This is a genomic window from Sphaerisporangium sp. B11E5, assembly GCF_039871875.1.
Lineage (GTDB): Bacteria > Actinomycetota > Actinomycetes > Streptosporangiales > Streptosporangiaceae > Sphaerisporangium.
Genome location: NZ_JBDPMD010000056.1, coordinates 1 through 16,429 on the forward strand (window position 1 = coordinate 1; position 16,429 = coordinate 16,429).

A 16,429-nucleotide genomic window follows, 5' to 3' on the forward strand; every position below is an offset into this window, starting at 1 on the left:
GTGAGGTGGTGGGTATGCCCCGGCTTTATCCCCACCAGGGCGGTTCCTATCCCACCGGGTCGGCATTCAGGAACGGGTGGCACGGTGCTCCGAGTAGTTCGGTTGCCAGGCCGGTCACCTTGGTGGACAGGGACGGGTGGTGGGTCAGCAGGGCGGCCAGGTGGGTCAGGAGGGTGTGGATCTCGGGTTCCGCGAAGCCGCCCGGGGCGCATACACGGGTTCGGACGGCCATCAGGTCGATCATGGTTTCGGCGCGTAGCGCGGGGGTCAGGGGGGTCAGGGCCAGTTCGCGGCGCAGGCTGTCGATGCGGCCGACGACGTGCCAGCTCACGGTGGCGTGGGGGCGCAGGGCGGGGGATGTCTCCCGGACGGCGGCCGCCTCCCCGACGGCGCCGGACGGGGGACGGGGGGCGGGGGGTGTGCCCTGGGGCAGCGCGCTGGACGGGGTCCAGCGGGGGGCGGGGACTTCTGGGCCCTTGAGGGTCCCGATGCGTACCATCTCGGGTCCTTTCGCGGCGTCAGTGGCCGCCGGCGGCGGCGGGAGGGGTGTAGACGCCGGCGTGGGCGGCGGTCACGCCGTGGTAGGGGCGGGCGTGGGCGGGGTCGTCCACGCCGGGCAGGCTGAGCCAGGCTTCGCCGACGCCGCCGGCGAACGGCACGAGGACGCGGCGGAACAGGGCTTTGCGCAGGTCGCGGTGCTCGCAGCCGATGACGTCCTCGAAGAGCTGCGCGGACAGGACGACGGCCAGGTCGGCGTGCGGGTGGCGGCGCAGTTCGGCGCGGACCTCGGGGCTGTCGCGCAGGCGGTGCACGGTGTCCACGGCGCGGCCGACGAAGCCGGTGTCGGCCACCCGGGTGGGCCCCTGGTGGAAGGCGGCCCGCACTCGCAGCCGCCGGGGCGAGTCGGGGCCGGGCCCGTGGTTGCGCCGCCGCAGCGCGAACCGCAGTTCCCCGGTGAGCCCGGCGACGACCCGCGCCTCGTTCACCCCGGACGGCAGCAGGAAGAAGGCCCCGCTCTCGCCGTCATCGTCAGTGGAGGACGTGGAGGAGGCCCCCCGGTCGGCGAGGTACAGCCGGTCGAGACCCGCCCGCGCGCCCGCCTCGGTGACGAGGTCCACGAGCCGCCGGTGCGCACGGTCGCGGGCGAGGGGGGACGGTCCACCGGGGTCCTCGACGTCGAGGGCGACGCACAGCCGCCGGACTTCTCCGCTCAGGTCGTTCACCGGTTCGCTCTCCTTCACGCCGGGGCGACGTCGCTAGATGTTCACAGAGTCGCGGCCGGGCCGTCCGGGGACCTCGTACTCGGACGGGTTCTGTCCCTGACCGGCGAAACTCTGGAGTCTGCGCAGGTCGTGCAGCACGATGCGGCGGTAGCCGGTGCCGAGGACACCCGCGCGGCGCAGGGTGGTGAGGGCCTTGTGCACGGTGATGTCGGCCGCGCCGACCAGGGCGGCGAGCTCCGGCTGGGTGAGCGCGACGCCGATCATGACGCCTTCCGGCACCTGTTCCCCGTACGACCGGGCGAGCTCGACCAGCACACGCGCCAGCCGGGTGAGCGTGGAGAACGACCCGAACTCGACCCGCCGCCGGGTGGACCAGCGCACCTTGTCGACGACGGCCCGGTTGACCGCGAGCCCCGCCTCGGGCCGGCGCTGCAGGAACGCGACGAACGCCTCGTGCGGGATGTGCCGGGCCAGACAGGGCCCGGCGGCGACCACGGTGGCGAGGCGCGGCTCGCCGTCCAGGGCGGCGAACTCGCCGACGACGTCCCCGCCGACGCGGATGCCGAGCAGGGTGATCTTGCCGCTCTCGGTGTTGGCGGTGAGCTTCACGCAGCCGTCCACGAGCAGGTAGGCGTGCCGGGTGCGGTCGCCCTCCATCATCAGCGTCTCCCCGGTGGAGAACTGCCGGGGGCGGCCGAGCCGCAGGAACTCCTCCCGTGTCTCCTCGCCGAGACCGCCGAGCAGGCTGCCGCGCGGCCAGTCGCCCACCTTGCGGATGACGCCGCGCCGCCCGGATTCAGGGCCGGACATGGTTGCTCCTCCCAGCGCGTTGGTGGCCGTGCGGGGACCGGGGACGGCCGTCCGCGAGGGCGGTGCGCCCAGCGGCGGGGCCTCAGCCATCGCGCCGGCCGTGCGGTGCTGATCGGTTCACGTTTCAAATATGCGGTGGGGTGCTTGCGGGGTGCTTGCGGTCGGCGGGCACCGGGTTGACGACTGATTGACATCCACTTGACGCCGCGACCAGGCATTGCGTGTGTGACGAAGATCGCAGCCACTCTGCGAGCAATTGCTCTACAAGCTGTAGTACTACTGGAAGTAGCACTACGGCCCGTAGAGCTTCGTGCGCACCCGTGAGGGAGAAATGGACGCACTTGACCTGGCACGGTGGCAGTTCGGGATCACCACCGTGTACCACTTCCTCTTCGTCCCCTTGACGATCGGTCTCGGCGCCTTCGTGGCCGGCCTGCAAACGGCCTGGCACCGCACCGGCAAGGAGCAATACCTCCGCCTGACGAAGTTCTTCGGCAAGCTCTTCCTGATCAACTTCGCCATGGGCGTGGTCACCGGCATCGTGCAGGAGTTCCAGTTCGGCATGAACTGGAGCGAGTACTCGAAGTTCGTCGGCGACGTGTTCGGTGCCCCGCTGGCCCTGGAGGCGCTGCTGGCGTTCTTCCTGGAGTCCACCTTCCTCGGCCTGTGGATCTTCGGCTGGGACCGGCTCCCCAAGCGTGTGCATCTCGCCTGCATCTGGGCGGCCGTGATCGGCTCGAACCTGTCGGCGTACTTCATCCTGGCGGCCAACGCGTGGATGAAGCACCCCGTCGGCTACGAGGTGGTGGACGGCAGGGCGCGCATGACGGACCTGTGGGCCGTGCTCACCAACTCCACCGCCCTCGCGCAGGTGCCGCACGTCGTGGCCGCCGCGTTCGTCGTCGCGGGCGGCTTCGTGATCGCGGTCTGCGGCTACCGCGTGCTGCGTGAGCGCCGGTCCGGCGGCGCGGACCCGATGTGGCGGTCCGCCCTGCGCGGCGCCCTCGTGATGACCGCCCTGGCGGGGGCGCTGGTCGCGGGCACCGGCGACATGTCCGGACGTCTGCTGTACGAACAGCAGCCGATGAAGCTGGCGGCCGCGGAGGGCCTGCGCCACGACACGCGGGGCGCCTCGTTCTCCCCCGTCCCGGGTGTCGACGTACCGAAGGCCCTCAGCGCGCTCGCCGCGCACGACCCCGACGCCGTCGTGCGCGGCGTGGAGGACCTGCAACGCTCGTTCGCCGAACGGTTCGGCCCCGGCGACTACATCCCGAACATGCCGGTCGTGTACTGGTCGTTCCGGGTGATGATCGTCTTCGGCCTGACCACGGTCGCCCTGTCCCTGGCCGGCCTGTGGGCGCTGCGGCGCCGCCGCCCGGTGCCCCGCCTGCTCGCCCGGGCGGGTCTCGCCGCGCTGCCGCTGCCCGTGCTCGCCGTGATCGCCGGGTGGCTGCTCAGCGAGATCGGGCGCCAGCCGTGGGTCGTCCAGGGAGAGCTGCTGACGGCCGCCGCCGTCTCCCCCGGCGTCTCCCTGCGCGAGGTGGCCGTCTCGCTGACGGTCTTCACCGTGCTGTACGGCGTGCTGGCCGCCGCCGAGGTGCGCCTGCTCGCCCGGCACGTCAAGGCGGGCCCCGAGCCGGCCGCCCCGGCGCCCGGCCCGCGCCCGGAGACCGCCCCCCTCACCCCGACCCTGATGTACTAGGGAGACCCCCGTGGAGCTCACGACCTTCTGGTTCCTGGTCATCGCGTTCCTGTGGACCGGCTACTTCGTGCTCGAAGGCTTCGACTTCGGCGTCGGCGCGCTGCTGCCCGTGATCGGCCGCACCGACGCCGAGCGCGGCCAGGCGATCTCCACCATCGGCCCGGTCTGGGACGGCAACGAGGTGTGGCTGATCACCGCGGTGGGCGCCACGTTCGCCGCCTTCCCCGCCTGGTACGCGGGCCTGCTGAGCGGCTACTACCTGCCGCTGGTGCTGGTGCTCGCCGCCCTGATCGTGCGGGGTGTGGCCCTGGAGTGGCGCGGCAAGGTGCGGCCCGCCGAGAGAAGACTGTGCGACGCGGGCATCGCGGCCGGCAGCGCCGTGGCCGCGGCGACGTGGGGCGCGGTGTTCGGCCACCTGCTGTTCGGCTCGGCGCGGGCCGCCGTGCTCGGCGGGGCGTTGTCGCTTGCCGTGGCGGTGCTGCACGGCTCGGTGTTCCTTGCGCTGAAGACGGCGGGCCCCCTGCGTGCCAGGGCCCGCCGTCTCACGCCGGCCGCCGCCGTCGCCGCCCTGCCCCTCGCCGCCGTGTCCCTCCCGGCCCTCGCGGACCTGGCGGCGGGCACGGCGGGGGCGGGTGTGGGGGCGGGCAGCGCGGGAACGGCCGGCGCCGCGGGCGGCGCCGGGTGGACGGCGCACCCGCTGGTGTGGGCCGCGGCGGCCGGGGCCGTCGCGGCGCTGGCCACCGCGGTGGCGCTGGCGTGGCGCCGCCGCGAAGGCTGGGCTTTCGCCGCCACCGCGGCGGCGATCACGCTGGTCGCCGGGACGGTGTTCACGACGCTGCACCGCGCGCCGCTGCCCGGCCTGACCCTCGCGGAGGCGGCGTCAGGCCCGTACACGCTCGGCGTGCTGACCTGGATCGGGCTGGTCGCGCTGCCGTTCGTGCTGGGCTACCAGGCGTGGACCTACTGGGTCTTCCGCCGCCGCGTCACCGCGTGAGCCCCGCGCCTCCCCTCGCCGGGGGCGCCGGGCACGGGTCAGCACATGTCGGTCCGCCCCACGGCGTCGATCCTGCGGCCGAAGTTGGTGTCGTACGCCTTGGCGTAGTCACCGGCGTTCACCCTGCGCCGCTCGGCCGGGTTCCAGTCGATGAAGCAGCCCTCGGCGTTGGCGTAGAACGAGTAGACGTGGTCGTGCAGGTTGGACGGCATGTCGCGGTACCCGTTGGAGGGCATCCATCGCCACGGCGTCCCGATGTAGTCGCGGTGGTACCAGAAGCAGATCTCGCCCCCGCCGCACTGCTCGCGGGCCCGCTGCAGCGCCGCCGCGTCGCCCTCCGTCCGGCCGCCGCCCATGGCGGCGGCCGGCGCGGGGGTGGCCAGCGCCACCGCGATGAGCCCGATCGCCGCCAGGGCGGCGCGTGCCGTGCGTGTCCGTGATCTCACTACTCGAGTCCTCCTCGTGATGAGGGCGCCGGCGGCCCCTCCCCCGGCCGGGGCGGGTGCTCCGACGCCACGACAATCACGGAATGTAGCAACTTGACTACTCTGTGCGACCTACCCGTCACGGTGCGACTCGGGGGGCCGCGGGGTACGCGGATCATGGCCGTCAGGCCATAGACAGCCTCACCCGGCGGCGCGGCGCAGGTCGTACAGGTCGGAGGGCGAGATCGGCATGCGGCTGATCGTGATGCCCTCGGCGTCCTCGATCGCCGAGGCGATGACCGCGGACACCGGGATCACCCCGGCCTCTCCCGCGCCCTTGATGCCGAGCGGGTTGAGCGGCGAGGGCGTCTCCAGGTGGGCGGTCTCGATGCGCGGCACCTCGGTGGCGTACGGCATCAGGAAGTCCATGAAGGAGGCGTTGAGGAGCTGGCCGTGGCCGTCGTACACCATGCGCTCGTACAGCGCCCCGCCGACGCCCTGCGCCACCCCGCCGTGGATCTGGCCCTCCACGATCATCGGGTTGATCAGCTTGCCGCAGTCGTGCACCACGGCGTACCGCAGGACGCGGATCTCGGCCGTGTCGGGGTCGGTCTCCACGATGGCCGCGTGCATGCCGGAGGCGAACGTCGAGCGCACCGGCGAGTAGTAGTCACGGCCCTCCAGGCCCGGCTCCTCGCCCTCCGCGACCGGCGGCCGGTCCATCGAGGACGCCCCGGCGAACTGCGTGGCCCGCTTGGCCTCCTCGTCGAAGGCGTACCGCAGCGGGTTGGACAGCACGGCCACCGTGGCCAGCGGGACGGACGCGCCGGGGTTGCCGACCACCCGCACGTCGCCGTCCACGATCTCCAGGTCCCGCGGGTCGGCCTCCAGCGCGTCGGCGGCGATGCGCAGCGCCTTGTCGCGCACCTTGCGGCAGGCCAGCGCGATGGCGTTGCCGCTCATCACGGCCGCCCTGGAGGCGAACGTGCCGACGGCGTAGCCGAAGCGGCGGGTGTCGCCGGTGACCACGGACACGCGGTCGATCGGCACGCCGAGCTCGGTCGCGGCGATCTGCGCGAACACCGTCTCGTGGCCCTGCCCCTGGGAGGTGAGGCCGGTGGAGACGTGCACCCGGCCGTCCGAGGTGACCTGCACGTGGCCGCCCTCGTACGGGCCGACGCCGGTGCCCTCGACGTAGCAGCCGATGCCGATGCCGAGCCTGCGGCCCTCGGCGGCGGCGCGTTCCTTCACGGCGGGGAAGTCGTCCCAGCCGATCAGGTCCTTCAGCATGCGCAGCGACTCGGGGTAGTCGCCGCTGTCGTAGATCAGCGGGCGGCCGTCCTGGAACATCAGGCCCTGGTCGTAGGGGAACTGATCGGGCTGGATGAAGTTGACGGCGCGCACCGCCGTACGGTCCAGGCCGAGACGGTCGGCGATGCGGTCCATCGTGCGCTCCATGCAGAACACGCCCTGCGGACGGCCCGCGCCCCGGTACGGCGTGACCTGCACGGTGTTGGTGTAGATCGAGGAGAACTCCACCCGGTACGCCCCGACGCGGTACGGCCCGAGGAGCTGGGTGGCGCTGATGATCGGCACGATGATGCCGTACGGCGTGTAGGCGCCGTGGTCGTGCTGGATGGTCACGTCCAGGCCGTGCAGGCGGCCCTCGTCGTCGAAGCCCACCCGCACGTGCTGCACCTGGGCGCGCTCGTGTGCCGAGGAGATGAAGTGCTCGCGCCGGTCCTCGGCCCACTTGACCTCGCGGCCGAGCAGCATGGCCGCCCAGGGGACCAGCACCTCCTCCGGCCAGGGGTGCACGATCTTCACGCCGAAACCGCCGCCGACGTCCGGGGCGATCACCTCGACGGACGGCAGGGGCAGGCCGAGCTTGGCGGCGATCGCCATGCGCACGCTGGTGGAGGTCTGCGTGGAGGAGTAGACCCGCAGCGACCGGTCGTCGGGGTCCCAGCGGGCGTACACGCCGCGCCCCTCCAGCGGCATGGACGCGCTGCGCTCGATGTCCAGCCGGAACGAGAGCGTGTGCGGCGCCGCGTCGATCGCCTCGCGGGCGCCCCGGCCGTCGCCCGCGGGCACCTCCTGCACCAGGTGGGCGCCGACGTTGCCCGGGACGTCCTCGTGCACCAGGTGCACGCCCTGCACGGCCTCCTCGATGCCGACGACCGGCTTGAGGAACTCGTAGTCGACCTCGATCAGGGCGGCGGCGTCCTCGGCGAGGTAGCGGTCGGTGGCGACCACCATGACGACCGGCTCGCCGACGTGCCGCACGATGTCCTTGGCCAGGCAGTACGCGGTACGGCCGTGGGTGAGTGCGGGGTGCGGGATCAGCAGCGGCAACGGGTCGCGCACCCGTTCCGGCAGGTCCTCCCAGGTGTAGATCGCCACGAGGCCGTCCACGTCCAGGGCGGCGGACACGTCGATGTCGCGGATGCGGGCGTGGGCGTGCGGCGAGCGCACGAACGCGGCGGCGAGGGCGTCCCTGCCGAGGTCGTCGAGGTAGCGGCCCTGGCCGGTGACCAGCCGGCCGTCCTCCCTGCGCTGGACCCGCTCGCCGAACAGCCTGGTCGTCACGGGGCGCCCTCCTCGGCCGTCAGCTCGGCCGCCCGGTGGACCGCCTTGACGATGTTCTGGTAGCCGGTGCACCGGCAGAGGTTGCCCGAGATGCCCTCCAGCACCTCGTCGTCGGTCGGCGCGGGGGTGTCGCGCAGCAACGCGGTGACCGTGCACAGGAAACCGGGCGTGCAGAACCCGCACTGCAGGGCGTGGCACTCACCGAACGCCCGCTGCACCGGTGACGGCGTGCCGTCCGGCCCGGCCAGGCCCTCCACGGTGGTGATCTCGTGGCCGTCCGCGGTGACCGCGAACGTGAGGCACGAACGGGCGGGCTCGCCGTCCAGCAGCACGGTGCAGCAGCCGCACACACCGTGCTCGCAGCCCACGTGGGTGCCGGTGAGGCCGAGGTCGTGGCGCAGGCAGTCCGACAGCAGGCGCCGGGCGGGGACCCGCACCTCGTGGACCACCCCGTTGACGGTCAGCGAGATCGCGTGCCGGGCCTCAGCCATCACGTTCCTCCCCTGAGCGCCCCGGGTCGCCCGCCGCGACGGCGGCCGCGGTACGCAGCGCGCGGGCGGCGAGAACCCCGCTCAAATGCCGACGGTACTCGGCCGTCGCGTGGATGTCGGCGTCGGGATCCAGCCGTTCCCGCACAGCCCGCTCCACGGCGGGCCAGTCCACCGACGCGGCGGGGCGGCGCTCGCACACCTCGGTCAGGTCGAGCAGCACCGGCACCGGGCCCGCGCTGACGAACACGGCCCTGGCTCCGGCGATCCGCAGGTCGTCGTCCAGGGTCACCAGGGCGGCGGCGCCGGCCACGGCGTAGTCGCCGTGCCTGCGGGCCACCTCGTGGAACGCGGTGCCGGTGCGGGGCGGCAGCGCGGGGAAGAACGCGGAGACGGCCAGCTCGCCCGGCTGCAGCGCCGACTCGAGGGGGCCGGTGAAGAAACGGCCGGCGGCGACGTCCCGCTGCGCGCCGCCGTGCCTGGCCAGCCTTACGGTGCCGCCGAGCAGGGTGAGCACGGCGGGCAGCTCGGCGGAGGGGTCGGCGTGCACCAGGCTGCCGACGACGGTGCCCCGGTTGCGGATCACCGGGTGGGCCACCAGCCGCAGCGCCGTACGCAGCAGCGGCTGCACGCGCACGGCGGCCTCGGACCGCTCGACGGCGGCGTGCCGGGCCAGCGCCCCGACCCGCACGCCGTCCCGGCCCGCGTCGACGGTGTCGAGGGCGGCGACCCGGTTGATGTCCACCAGGTGCTCCGGGGCCGCCAGCCGCATGTTCATGAGAGGGATCAGGCTCTGGCCGCCGGCCAGCACCTTGCCGTGCGCCCCGACCTCGGCGAGGACCGCGAGGGCCTCACCGAGGTCGCGGGGCGCGTGATAGTCGAACGGCGGAGGCTTCACGTGGTGTTGTCGCTCCCTTCCACGGCCCTCGCGGGCCGCGGACTTCCCGGCGGAGCCGGTCGCCGCGCGACGACGCGCAGCAGGTGGTACCCGCCCAGCACCACCACGGTGCCGAGCGCGATGCCCGCCAGGGAGAAGTCCTTGGTGATCTGGTGGGACACCGGGCCGATCGCGAGGATGATGCCCGCTCCGGTGGGCACCATGTTCACCGGGTCGGCGAAGTCCACCCGGTTCTCGATCCAGATCTTGGCGCCCAGAAGGCCGATCATGCCGTACAGGATGACGGTGATGCCACCGAGCACGCCACCCGGCGTCGCCGCCACCAGCGCGCCGAACTTCGGGCACAGGCCGAACAGGATCGCGATCACCGCGGCGATGTAGTAGGCGCCGGTGGAGTAGACCCTCGTCGCGGCCATGACGCCGATGTTCTCGGCGTAGGTGGTGGTGGGCGAGCCGCCGACGGCACTCGCCACGGCCGTGCCGACGCCGTCGGCGAGGACCGCGCGGCCCATGTACGGGTCGACGTCCTGCCCGGTCATCTCGCCGACCGCCTTGACGTGCCCGATGTTCTCCGCGATCAGGGCGATCACGGCGGGCAGGACCAGCACGACGGCCGAGACCGCGAAGTTGGGGGCGTGGAAGTCCGGCAGGCCGATCCACGGGGCGTCGGCCACCCCCTGGAAGCTGACCCGGGGGTGGGTGTCGATCTTGCCGGTGCCGGCGTTGAAGGCGGTGATGTTCCCGAAGACCACGTCGGCCAGCCAGGAGAGCACGAAGCCGATGACCAGGCCGAGCAGCACGCCGATGCGGCCGACGAAACCCTTGAACCCGACGATGACGAGGCCGGTGACCGCCATCGTGATCAGCGCGATCCACTGGTCCTGCGGCCAGTAGATGTCGGCGACCACGTACGCCAGGCCGAAGCCGATGAGCATGACGACCGCGCCGGTCACCACGGGCGGGAACACGCCGTTGATGACCCGCACGCCCAGGTAGTGGATCGCGACGCCGCACAACGCGAGCACCAGGCCCGCCACCAGGATCGCGCCCGTGACCGTGCCGTCGTCCCCGCCCGCCGCGCGGATCGCGACGACCGCGCCCACGAACGACGCCGAGGTACCGAGGTAGCTCGGGATCTTCCCCTGAACGATGAGCAGGAACAGGATGGTGGCGACACCCGACATCATGATCGCGACGTTGGCGTTCAGCCCCATCACCAGCGGGAACACGAACGTCGCGCCGAACATGGCGATGACGTGCTGCGCGCCGAAGCCCACCATGCGCGGCCAGCTCAGCCGCTCGTCGGGCTTGACCACCTCCCCGGGCGCGAGCGTGCGCCCGTCACCGTGCACTTTCCATCCGAAGGCCATTGAGTGCCCCTTCACTACCCGGGCCGCTCGGTCGATGGCCACCCCGCAGGCGGACCTCCACGGCGTCGTGCTGATTCTTCGTCGGTTCGACGGGGTTGCCCTGACGCCGGTGTGCGGACAGGCGGGGACATCCTCGTCCGTTCCGCGCAGATTAGACCGATGACCCCCCGCCCACATGGTAAGAAATTGCCAAACATGACCATCAGACCAGCAGTCCTCTTGCGCACCAGCCGCCCCACCGCCGAGTGAACGCCACGATCACCACGATGCCCCCGTCGCGGCCCTTCCGCCAGGGCCTGATCCCACCCGTCACACGGGGAAGGTGACGCCGGTCAGTTCCACCGAGATCGTCCCGGTCGCCGGCCGGGGCGTGGTGTGATGGAGCCCGTGAGCCGTGCCGTCGAGGAGACCAACCGCCGCATGCTGCGGGCGCGGGACGCGATGGACCGCGCTTACGCGCAGCCGCTGGACGTCCCGGCGCTGGCACGGATCGCCCATGTGTCGGAGGCGCACTTCACCCGGACCTTCCGGGCCACGTTCGGCGAGACGCCGCACCGCTACCTGCAGCGGCGCCGGGTCGAGCGGGCGATGTTCCTGCTGCGCGAGACCGACCGCAGCGTGACGGACATCTGCTTCGAGGTCGGTTTCGGCAGCCCGGGGACCTTCAGCCGCACGTTCCGCGACATCGTCGGCCGCTCACCGAGGGCGTACCGCAGGGAGGCCACGACGATGCCCGTGCCCACGTGCTTCACGATGGCGTGGCTGCGCCCGAACGCCTGACCGCTTTCGCACCAATCGGTCAGTTTTGGATAAGTTTCCGGCCGACGCCACCAGTAGCGTGACAGGCATGTTCAACGCCATCACGCACTCACAGATATACGTCCTCGACCAGGACAAAGCCCTCGACTTCTACGTCGGCAAGCTCGGCCTGGAGGTCAACACCGACGTCGATCTCGGATTCATGCGCTGGCTGACCGTCAACGTCCCCGGGCAGCCCGAGCGCCAGATCCTGCTGGAGAGGCCGGGCGGCCCGCGGATGTCCGCGGATACGGCCGACCAGGTCCGCGACCTGGTGACCAAGGGCGCGATGGGCGCCGTGATCTTCAGCACCGACGACGCCCGCAAGACGTACGAGACCCTGCTCGCCCTCGGCGTCGAGTTCACCGAGGAACCCACCGACCGCCCCTACGGCATCGACTGCGGCCTGCGCGACCCCTTCGGCAACCACATCCGCTTCACCCAGCCGAAGCCCTAGCCCGGGACCTACTGCGGCGTCCGGACGACGGTCGAGTCCCCGTTCGGCTGCGGGCCGTCCGCGTGAGCGGGGACGGCGCCGAGAGACAGGGCGGCGACGAGGACGACGGCCGCGGCGGCCGCGCGGCGCGGCCCGGTGCTGACGTTCATACGACTCTCCTGGTCGGCTGATGACTACAGGGGGACGAACCACAATCAGCATCGGGCCCGCGCCGCCGTATGTCCACGGTCGTGCGCACGCGTCACCGGCCGGGAACCGGGCTCATTCCGCGCCCAGGTCCCACAGCCACACGGACCCGTCGTCGCCGCCGGTGACGGCGACGGCCCTGCCGTGCATCCGGCCCACCGCCACCGCGTTCACCTTGCCGTTGTGCCGGGCCGGCAGCCTGCTCAGCTGCCGGCCCGCGGCCAAGTCCAGCAGCACAAGCTCGTCGCGATAACGGCCGCTCGTGACAGCGATGGTCCTGCCGTTCAACTCCCCAACCGCAAGCGCACCTTTCACGGTCGGCACCCTGCCCCGTTGCCGGCCCGTGGCCAAGTCGCGTATCTCCAGGCCGGTAGAGAGGCCGATGACGGCGACGGTCCTTTCGCTCATCTTCCCCACCACCACCGTATGGCCCCCGAGACTGAAGGAATTTCTCCAGGCTCCGATCAACGTCCGGACCTTCCTGCCCATGGCCAGGTCCCATATCCGCAGACCACGGCTGTCGCTGATTACGGCGACAAGTCTCCCGTCCAGTTCACTCACCGCCACCGCGTAGACGTTGCCGACGCGCATGGTCACGGGCTCACCGAACTGCAAGCCGGGAGCCAACTCCCACACCCACAACCAGCGGTCGCCGCCGGCGACGACGACGGCCCTGCCGTCCATCGCGCCCACCGCCATCGCGCCGATGTTCTCGGGAGTGGTCATGGGCTCGCCCAGTTGCCGGCCCGTGACAAGGTCCCACACCCGTATCGTCAGATCGCCGCCTGCCGACACGGCGACGGTCTCACCGTGCGCCTGGGCCACCGCCACCGCACGGACACCAGAGGTGTGCCCGACCATCGGCCCGCCCAGTTGCCGGCCCGCGGCAAGATCCCATACCCTCACCGTCTGGTCGGCCCCCCCGGTGACAGCGATGGTCTCACCGTTGAGCCGACCAATCGCCACCGCCCGCACGTCAGCGGTGTGACCGGAGGTGCGGCCCCTCAGTGGCCGGCCGAGCAGGGCTTTGGATGAGACCTCCCACAGCAGGATGTTACGGTCGTCACCTCCTGTGACGGCGACGGCCCTCCCGTCGATCTCACCTACCGCCACCGTGTTGACACGATCAGTGTGTCCAGTCATGGGTTCGCCCAGTTGCCGTCCTGTGGCCACATCGACCACCCGCACCTCACTGCCGCGACCGGCGACGAGGGCGACGGGCCGGCCGTCCAGTTCGCACACCGCCAGCACGTTGACTTCAGCGCCCCTGTGCCTGCCGAGGTGCCGGCCCGTCGCCAGGTCCCACAGCCACAGCCCATCGAAGCTGCCGGCGATGCCGATCGTGCTCCCGTTCATCCGAGCCGTCGCCACCGTCCTGAGGCTGTAGGGGGCGCCCACCGTGAAAGTGCTCAGTTGCCGACCCGTGGCAAGATCCCACACCTGTGCCGTGCCGTCGTAACTGCAACTTACGGCGACGGCCCTGCCGTCCAGTCGGCTCACAGCGATCGCGTGGGCATTTTCGGTGTGGGACATGGGTAGGCCCAGTTGCTCCCCCGTGGCCAGGTCCCGCACCGACAGGTCGTCACCTGCGCTGATGACGGCGACGGCCCTGCCGTTCAGCCGGGTGACGGCCAGCGCGTGCACGACGCGATCGGTGAGGAGTGCGTCCAGCCGCCCGCTCATGAGGTCCCACACCTGCAGCCCGGGTATGCCGCCGGTGACGGCGACAGTCCTCCCCTCCAGCTCACCTACCGCGACCGCGTGAACGGTACCGTCGCTGATCAGCGCGTCTCCCAGTTGCCGATGCGTGACCAGGTCCCATGTCCGTACCGTTCGATCCCCGCCGGCGCTGACCGCGATGGCTCTCCCGTTCAGCCGGCCGACTGCCACGGCGTTGACGCGGCTGGTGTGGCTGTGGTCGTGGCTGGACTCGTGGCCGACAAGGAGTCGGCCGGCGGAGGTGTCCCATCGGCGTGCCGGCTGCCGGACCGGCCTGCCCGCGACGATCGCGGTGAGTGCCTTGGTGGCCTCGGGGACGGTCATCCGCTGGGCGGGGTCCTTTCGCATCAGCCCGGACAGGACCGGGGCCAGCGGGCCGGCGTGCTCCGGTTCCGGTGCCGGGGCGGGGCTCAGCAGGGACGCCAGGATCGCGTAGGTGATCCCGGTGTAGGGCGGGCGGCCTTCGGTCGCGGCGTACATGGTGGCGCCGAGTGACCACAGGTCCCAGGCGGAGGTGACCGGCAGGGCGCGGGCCTGTTCGGGGGCCATGAACGCCGGGGTGCCGATCACCGCGCCGCTGGCGGTCAGGGTGGCCTCCCCGGCCAGGTGGGCGATCCCGAAGTCGGTGATCACCACCCGTTCGCCGGCCAGGAGCACGTTGGCGGGTTTGAGGTCGCGGTGCACGATCCCTGCCTCGTGCGCCTGGGTCAGGGCCTCCAGCAGCATGACGCCGATCCGCGCCACGCGGGCGGGAGGCAGCCGCCCCTCCCTGGCGACGACCTGGGCCAGGGAGGGGCCGTCGACGAACTCCATCACGATGACCGGCGCCTGATCCCAGGTGAGGACGTCGTACACGGTGACGATGCCGGGGTGGTTGAGCTTGGCCGCCGCGCGGGCCTCGCGGATCGCCCGCCGGCCGAGGTCCTGACGCTGCGTGGGGTCCATGCCGCGGGGGAACACGAGCTGTTTGACGGCGACCTGCCGGTTCAGCGTCTCGTCCCTGGCCCGCCAGACCCGGCCCATGCCTCCTTCGCCGAGCAACTCGATCAGCCGGTACCGCCCGGCCAATAACTCACCGTTCATTTCGCCTCCACCTCCGGCGCGACGCCGGCCGTGCTAGATGCCGCGCATGCGCAGGACGTGGAGGGCCAGGGTCAGGTTCAGGCGGAGGTGGGCGTCCTCGGTGAAGTTGCCGAGGAGGCGTTCCAGTTTGCCGATCCGGTAGCGCAGGGTGTTGTAGTGGAAGTGGAGGCGGCGGGCGGTCTCGGCGACGTTGAGGTTGGTCTCCAGCAGTACGTGCAGGGTGCGGCGGAGGTCGGCGTTCTCGGCGTCGTCGTCCTGGACCAGGGGGCCGAGGGTTTCTTTCACGAAGGCGTGGAGTTCTTCTGTGTCGTTGACCAGGGAGAGCAGGCGGTAGACGCCCAACTGGTCGAAGTGGGCCACGGCGCCGGGGCCGTGGAGCTGGCGGCCCACTCTGGCGGCTTTCAGGGCCTGGCCGTAGGCGTCGGGGAGGGACTCGGCGCCGGGGGCGACGCGGCTCATGCCGGTCGAGAAGGTGGCGGGGCGGGAGTCGGCGAAGGCGGCGACCGCGTCTTTGGCCAGGCGGGTCATGTCGGCCTCCGAGCCGACGATGGCGACGACCTCGTGGGAGAAGCCGGCCACGGCGCCTCTCGGGTCGTGGCGGCGCAGGGCGGCGGTCCAGGCGCTCAGCAGGCGGTCGGGGGGGATGTCGAACTCGGGGTCGATCTCGGCGACCAGCACGCCTACGGGACGTTCCAGGTCCCAGCCGAACGCGCGGGCCCTGGCGGCGATCCTCGGGCCGCCGCGGCCGGTGAGGACGTCGCGCAGGAAGTCGGCGCGGTACTTGCTCTCCACGGCGGTGACGGCCTCCTGGCGGGTCACCACCAGGGCGGCGACGGTGGCGGCACGTTCCAATATGCCGATGTCGCCCTCCCGCATGGCGCCGGCGGGGCTGTGGGCGACGATGCGGCCGTGGTGGTGGCCGCCGGCCACCACGGGGACCACGGTGTAGTCGCCGCCGGACATCGCGGGGGCGTTGCGCAGCGCCAGGGTGTCGCCCACGGCTTCCAGGAGCTGGCCGGCGGGGTCGACCACGGCGATCCCGACGTCCAGCAGGCCGGCCACCTCGGCGACGACCTCGCGCAGGCCGCCGCCCGCGAGCACGATCTGGACGAGCGCGCGGTGGGCCTCCTCGGTGCGGGCCAGCAGGGCGGCCTGGCGGTTCAGGATGTCGGTGAGCACCTGGTTGAGGATGTCGTCGAAACCGACGTCGTTCGGCAGCAGGATCAAGGGGAAACCGAGCCGGTCGGCCTGCTCGACCATCTCGGCGGGCAGCTCGTCCACGTACCGGCCGAGCTTGATGCCGAGCGCCGCGAGGCCCCGCTCGTCGAGGTCGGCCACCAGTCTGCCGAGCGACTGCGGGGTGTTGCGCAGGGGGTAGCCGGTGGTCAGCAGCAGCTCGTGGGGCTTCACCCACGCGAGGATGTCCGGTACCTCCATGACGTTGAGCCGCTGCACGATGCGGTCGAGGCCGTTCCTCCCGCCGATCAGGCGGGCTCCGGCCAGAGTGGAGACGCCGAGCACCTCCCCCACGGACACGCCGTGAATGATGGTGCCCGTGGAGGCCAAGCGCATCGCCGGGGGTGATGGGTCAGCAGTCATGGTCATGCTCCCGGGTGAAAAGCCGTTTCGGTGATTCTGACGGAATGACATCTCTGTCAACAAGAGCCAACTCATCGAAGAACTGTTG

General features: G+C 71.8%; 15 protein-coding genes. 4 read left to right on the forward strand and 11 right to left on the reverse strand.

Annotated elements, in window-relative coordinates; all coding sequences use genetic code 11:
* Window positions 1-46: 46 nt before the first annotated feature.
* The 3 genes from ABGB17_RS33310 to ABGB17_RS33320 are packed head-to-tail and all read right to left on the reverse strand — an operon-like array spanning window position 47 to window position 2,033.
* Window positions 47-499: a hypothetical protein gene (locus tag ABGB17_RS33310; RefSeq protein WP_347637298.1), complete on the reverse strand. Its 453-nt coding sequence runs from the start codon at window positions 497-499 to the stop codon at window positions 47-49.
* Window positions 500-518: 19 nt separating this feature from the next.
* Window positions 519-1,223 (reverse strand): hypothetical protein, encoded by a 705-nt coding sequence (locus ABGB17_RS33315; RefSeq protein WP_347637300.1) that lies wholly within the window; start codon window positions 1,221-1,223, stop codon window positions 519-521.
* Between the two features lie 33 nt (window positions 1,224-1,256).
* Window positions 1,257-2,033: a Crp/Fnr family transcriptional regulator gene (locus ABGB17_RS33320; RefSeq protein ID WP_347637302.1), complete on the reverse strand. Its 777-nt coding sequence runs from the start codon at window positions 2,031-2,033 to the stop codon at window positions 1,257-1,259.
* 331 nt (window positions 2,034-2,364) lie between these two features.
* Between ABGB17_RS33320 and ABGB17_RS33325 the strand changes: the two genes are divergently transcribed.
* Both ABGB17_RS33325 and cydB read left to right on the forward strand, forming a co-directional pair.
* On the forward strand, window positions 2,365-3,735 hold the full coding sequence (locus tag ABGB17_RS33325; protein WP_347637304.1) for a cytochrome ubiquinol oxidase subunit I: 1,371 nt from the start codon (window positions 2,365-2,367) through the stop codon (window positions 3,733-3,735).
* 10 nt (window positions 3,736-3,745) lie between these two features.
* A complete protein-coding gene (cydB, locus tag ABGB17_RS33330) occupies window positions 3,746-4,729 on the forward strand; it encodes a cytochrome d ubiquinol oxidase subunit II (protein ID WP_347637306.1) in 984 nt (327 codons plus the stop codon).
* Between the two features lie 38 nt (window positions 4,730-4,767).
* On the opposite strand, the gene ABGB17_RS33335 is transcribed toward cydB, so the two are convergent.
* The 5 genes from ABGB17_RS33335 to ABGB17_RS33355 all read right to left on the reverse strand — a co-directional run bounded on the left by ABGB17_RS33335 (window position 4,768) and on the right by ABGB17_RS33355 (window position 10,499).
* On the reverse strand, window positions 4,768-5,175 hold the full coding sequence (locus tag ABGB17_RS33335; RefSeq protein ID WP_347637308.1) for a peptidase inhibitor family I36 protein: 408 nt from the start codon (window positions 5,173-5,175) through the stop codon (window positions 4,768-4,770).
* A gap of 180 nt (window positions 5,176-5,355) precedes the next feature.
* Window positions 5,356-7,743 carry an aerobic carbon-monoxide dehydrogenase large subunit gene (cutA, locus tag ABGB17_RS33340; protein WP_347637310.1) on the reverse strand — a complete coding sequence of 796 codons (2,388 nt, stop codon included), beginning with the start codon at window positions 7,741-7,743 and terminating at the stop codon, window positions 5,356-5,358.
* Window positions 7,740-8,234, reverse strand: a complete 495-nt coding sequence (locus tag ABGB17_RS33345) for a (2Fe-2S)-binding protein (protein ID WP_347637312.1) — start codon at window positions 8,232-8,234, stop codon at window positions 7,740-7,742. The genes cutA and ABGB17_RS33345 overlap by 4 nt, the downstream gene beginning before the upstream one ends.
* Window positions 8,227-9,129 carry an FAD binding domain-containing protein gene (locus ABGB17_RS33350; protein ID WP_347637314.1) on the reverse strand — a complete coding sequence of 301 codons (903 nt, stop codon included), beginning with the start codon at window positions 9,127-9,129 and terminating at the stop codon, window positions 8,227-8,229. Before ABGB17_RS33350 ends, ABGB17_RS33345 begins: the two co-directional genes overlap by 8 nt.
* Window positions 9,126-10,499 carry a solute carrier family 23 protein gene (locus ABGB17_RS33355; protein ID WP_347637316.1) on the reverse strand — a complete coding sequence of 458 codons (1,374 nt, stop codon included), beginning with the start codon at window positions 10,497-10,499 and terminating at the stop codon, window positions 9,126-9,128. Before ABGB17_RS33355 ends, ABGB17_RS33350 begins: the two co-directional genes overlap by 4 nt.
* A 378-nt stretch (window positions 10,500-10,877) precedes the next feature.
* Here ABGB17_RS33355 and ABGB17_RS33360 point away from each other — a divergent pair, with 378 nt between their 5' ends.
* Both ABGB17_RS33360 and ABGB17_RS33365 read left to right on the forward strand, forming a co-directional pair.
* Window positions 10,878-11,279, forward strand: coding sequence for an AraC family transcriptional regulator (locus ABGB17_RS33360; RefSeq protein WP_347637318.1), 402 nt, complete (start codon window positions 10,878-10,880; stop codon window positions 11,277-11,279).
* A 67-nt stretch (window positions 11,280-11,346) separates the two neighbouring features.
* Window positions 11,347-11,754 carry a VOC family protein gene (locus tag ABGB17_RS33365; RefSeq protein WP_347637320.1) on the forward strand — a complete coding sequence of 136 codons (408 nt, stop codon included), beginning with the start codon at window positions 11,347-11,349 and terminating at the stop codon, window positions 11,752-11,754.
* Window positions 11,755-11,762: 8 nt separating this feature from the next.
* Here ABGB17_RS33365 and ABGB17_RS33370 read toward each other — a convergent pair whose 3' ends face one another.
* The 3 genes from ABGB17_RS33370 to ABGB17_RS33380 form a co-directional block, all read right to left on the reverse strand.
* A complete protein-coding gene (locus tag ABGB17_RS33370; protein WP_347637322.1) occupies window positions 11,763-11,903 on the reverse strand; it encodes a hypothetical protein in 141 nt (46 codons plus the stop codon).
* Window positions 11,904-12,015: 112 nt separating this feature from the next.
* Entirely contained in the window at window positions 12,016-14,742 is a 2,727-nt protein-coding gene (locus tag ABGB17_RS33375; protein WP_347637324.1) for a protein kinase, read from the reverse strand.
* Window positions 14,743-14,775: 33 nt separating this feature from the next.
* Window positions 14,776-16,341 (reverse strand): PucR family transcriptional regulator ligand-binding domain-containing protein, encoded by a 1,566-nt coding sequence (locus tag ABGB17_RS33380; protein ID WP_347637326.1) that lies wholly within the window; start codon window positions 16,339-16,341, stop codon window positions 14,776-14,778.
* Window positions 16,342-16,429: the final 88 nt, after the last annotated feature.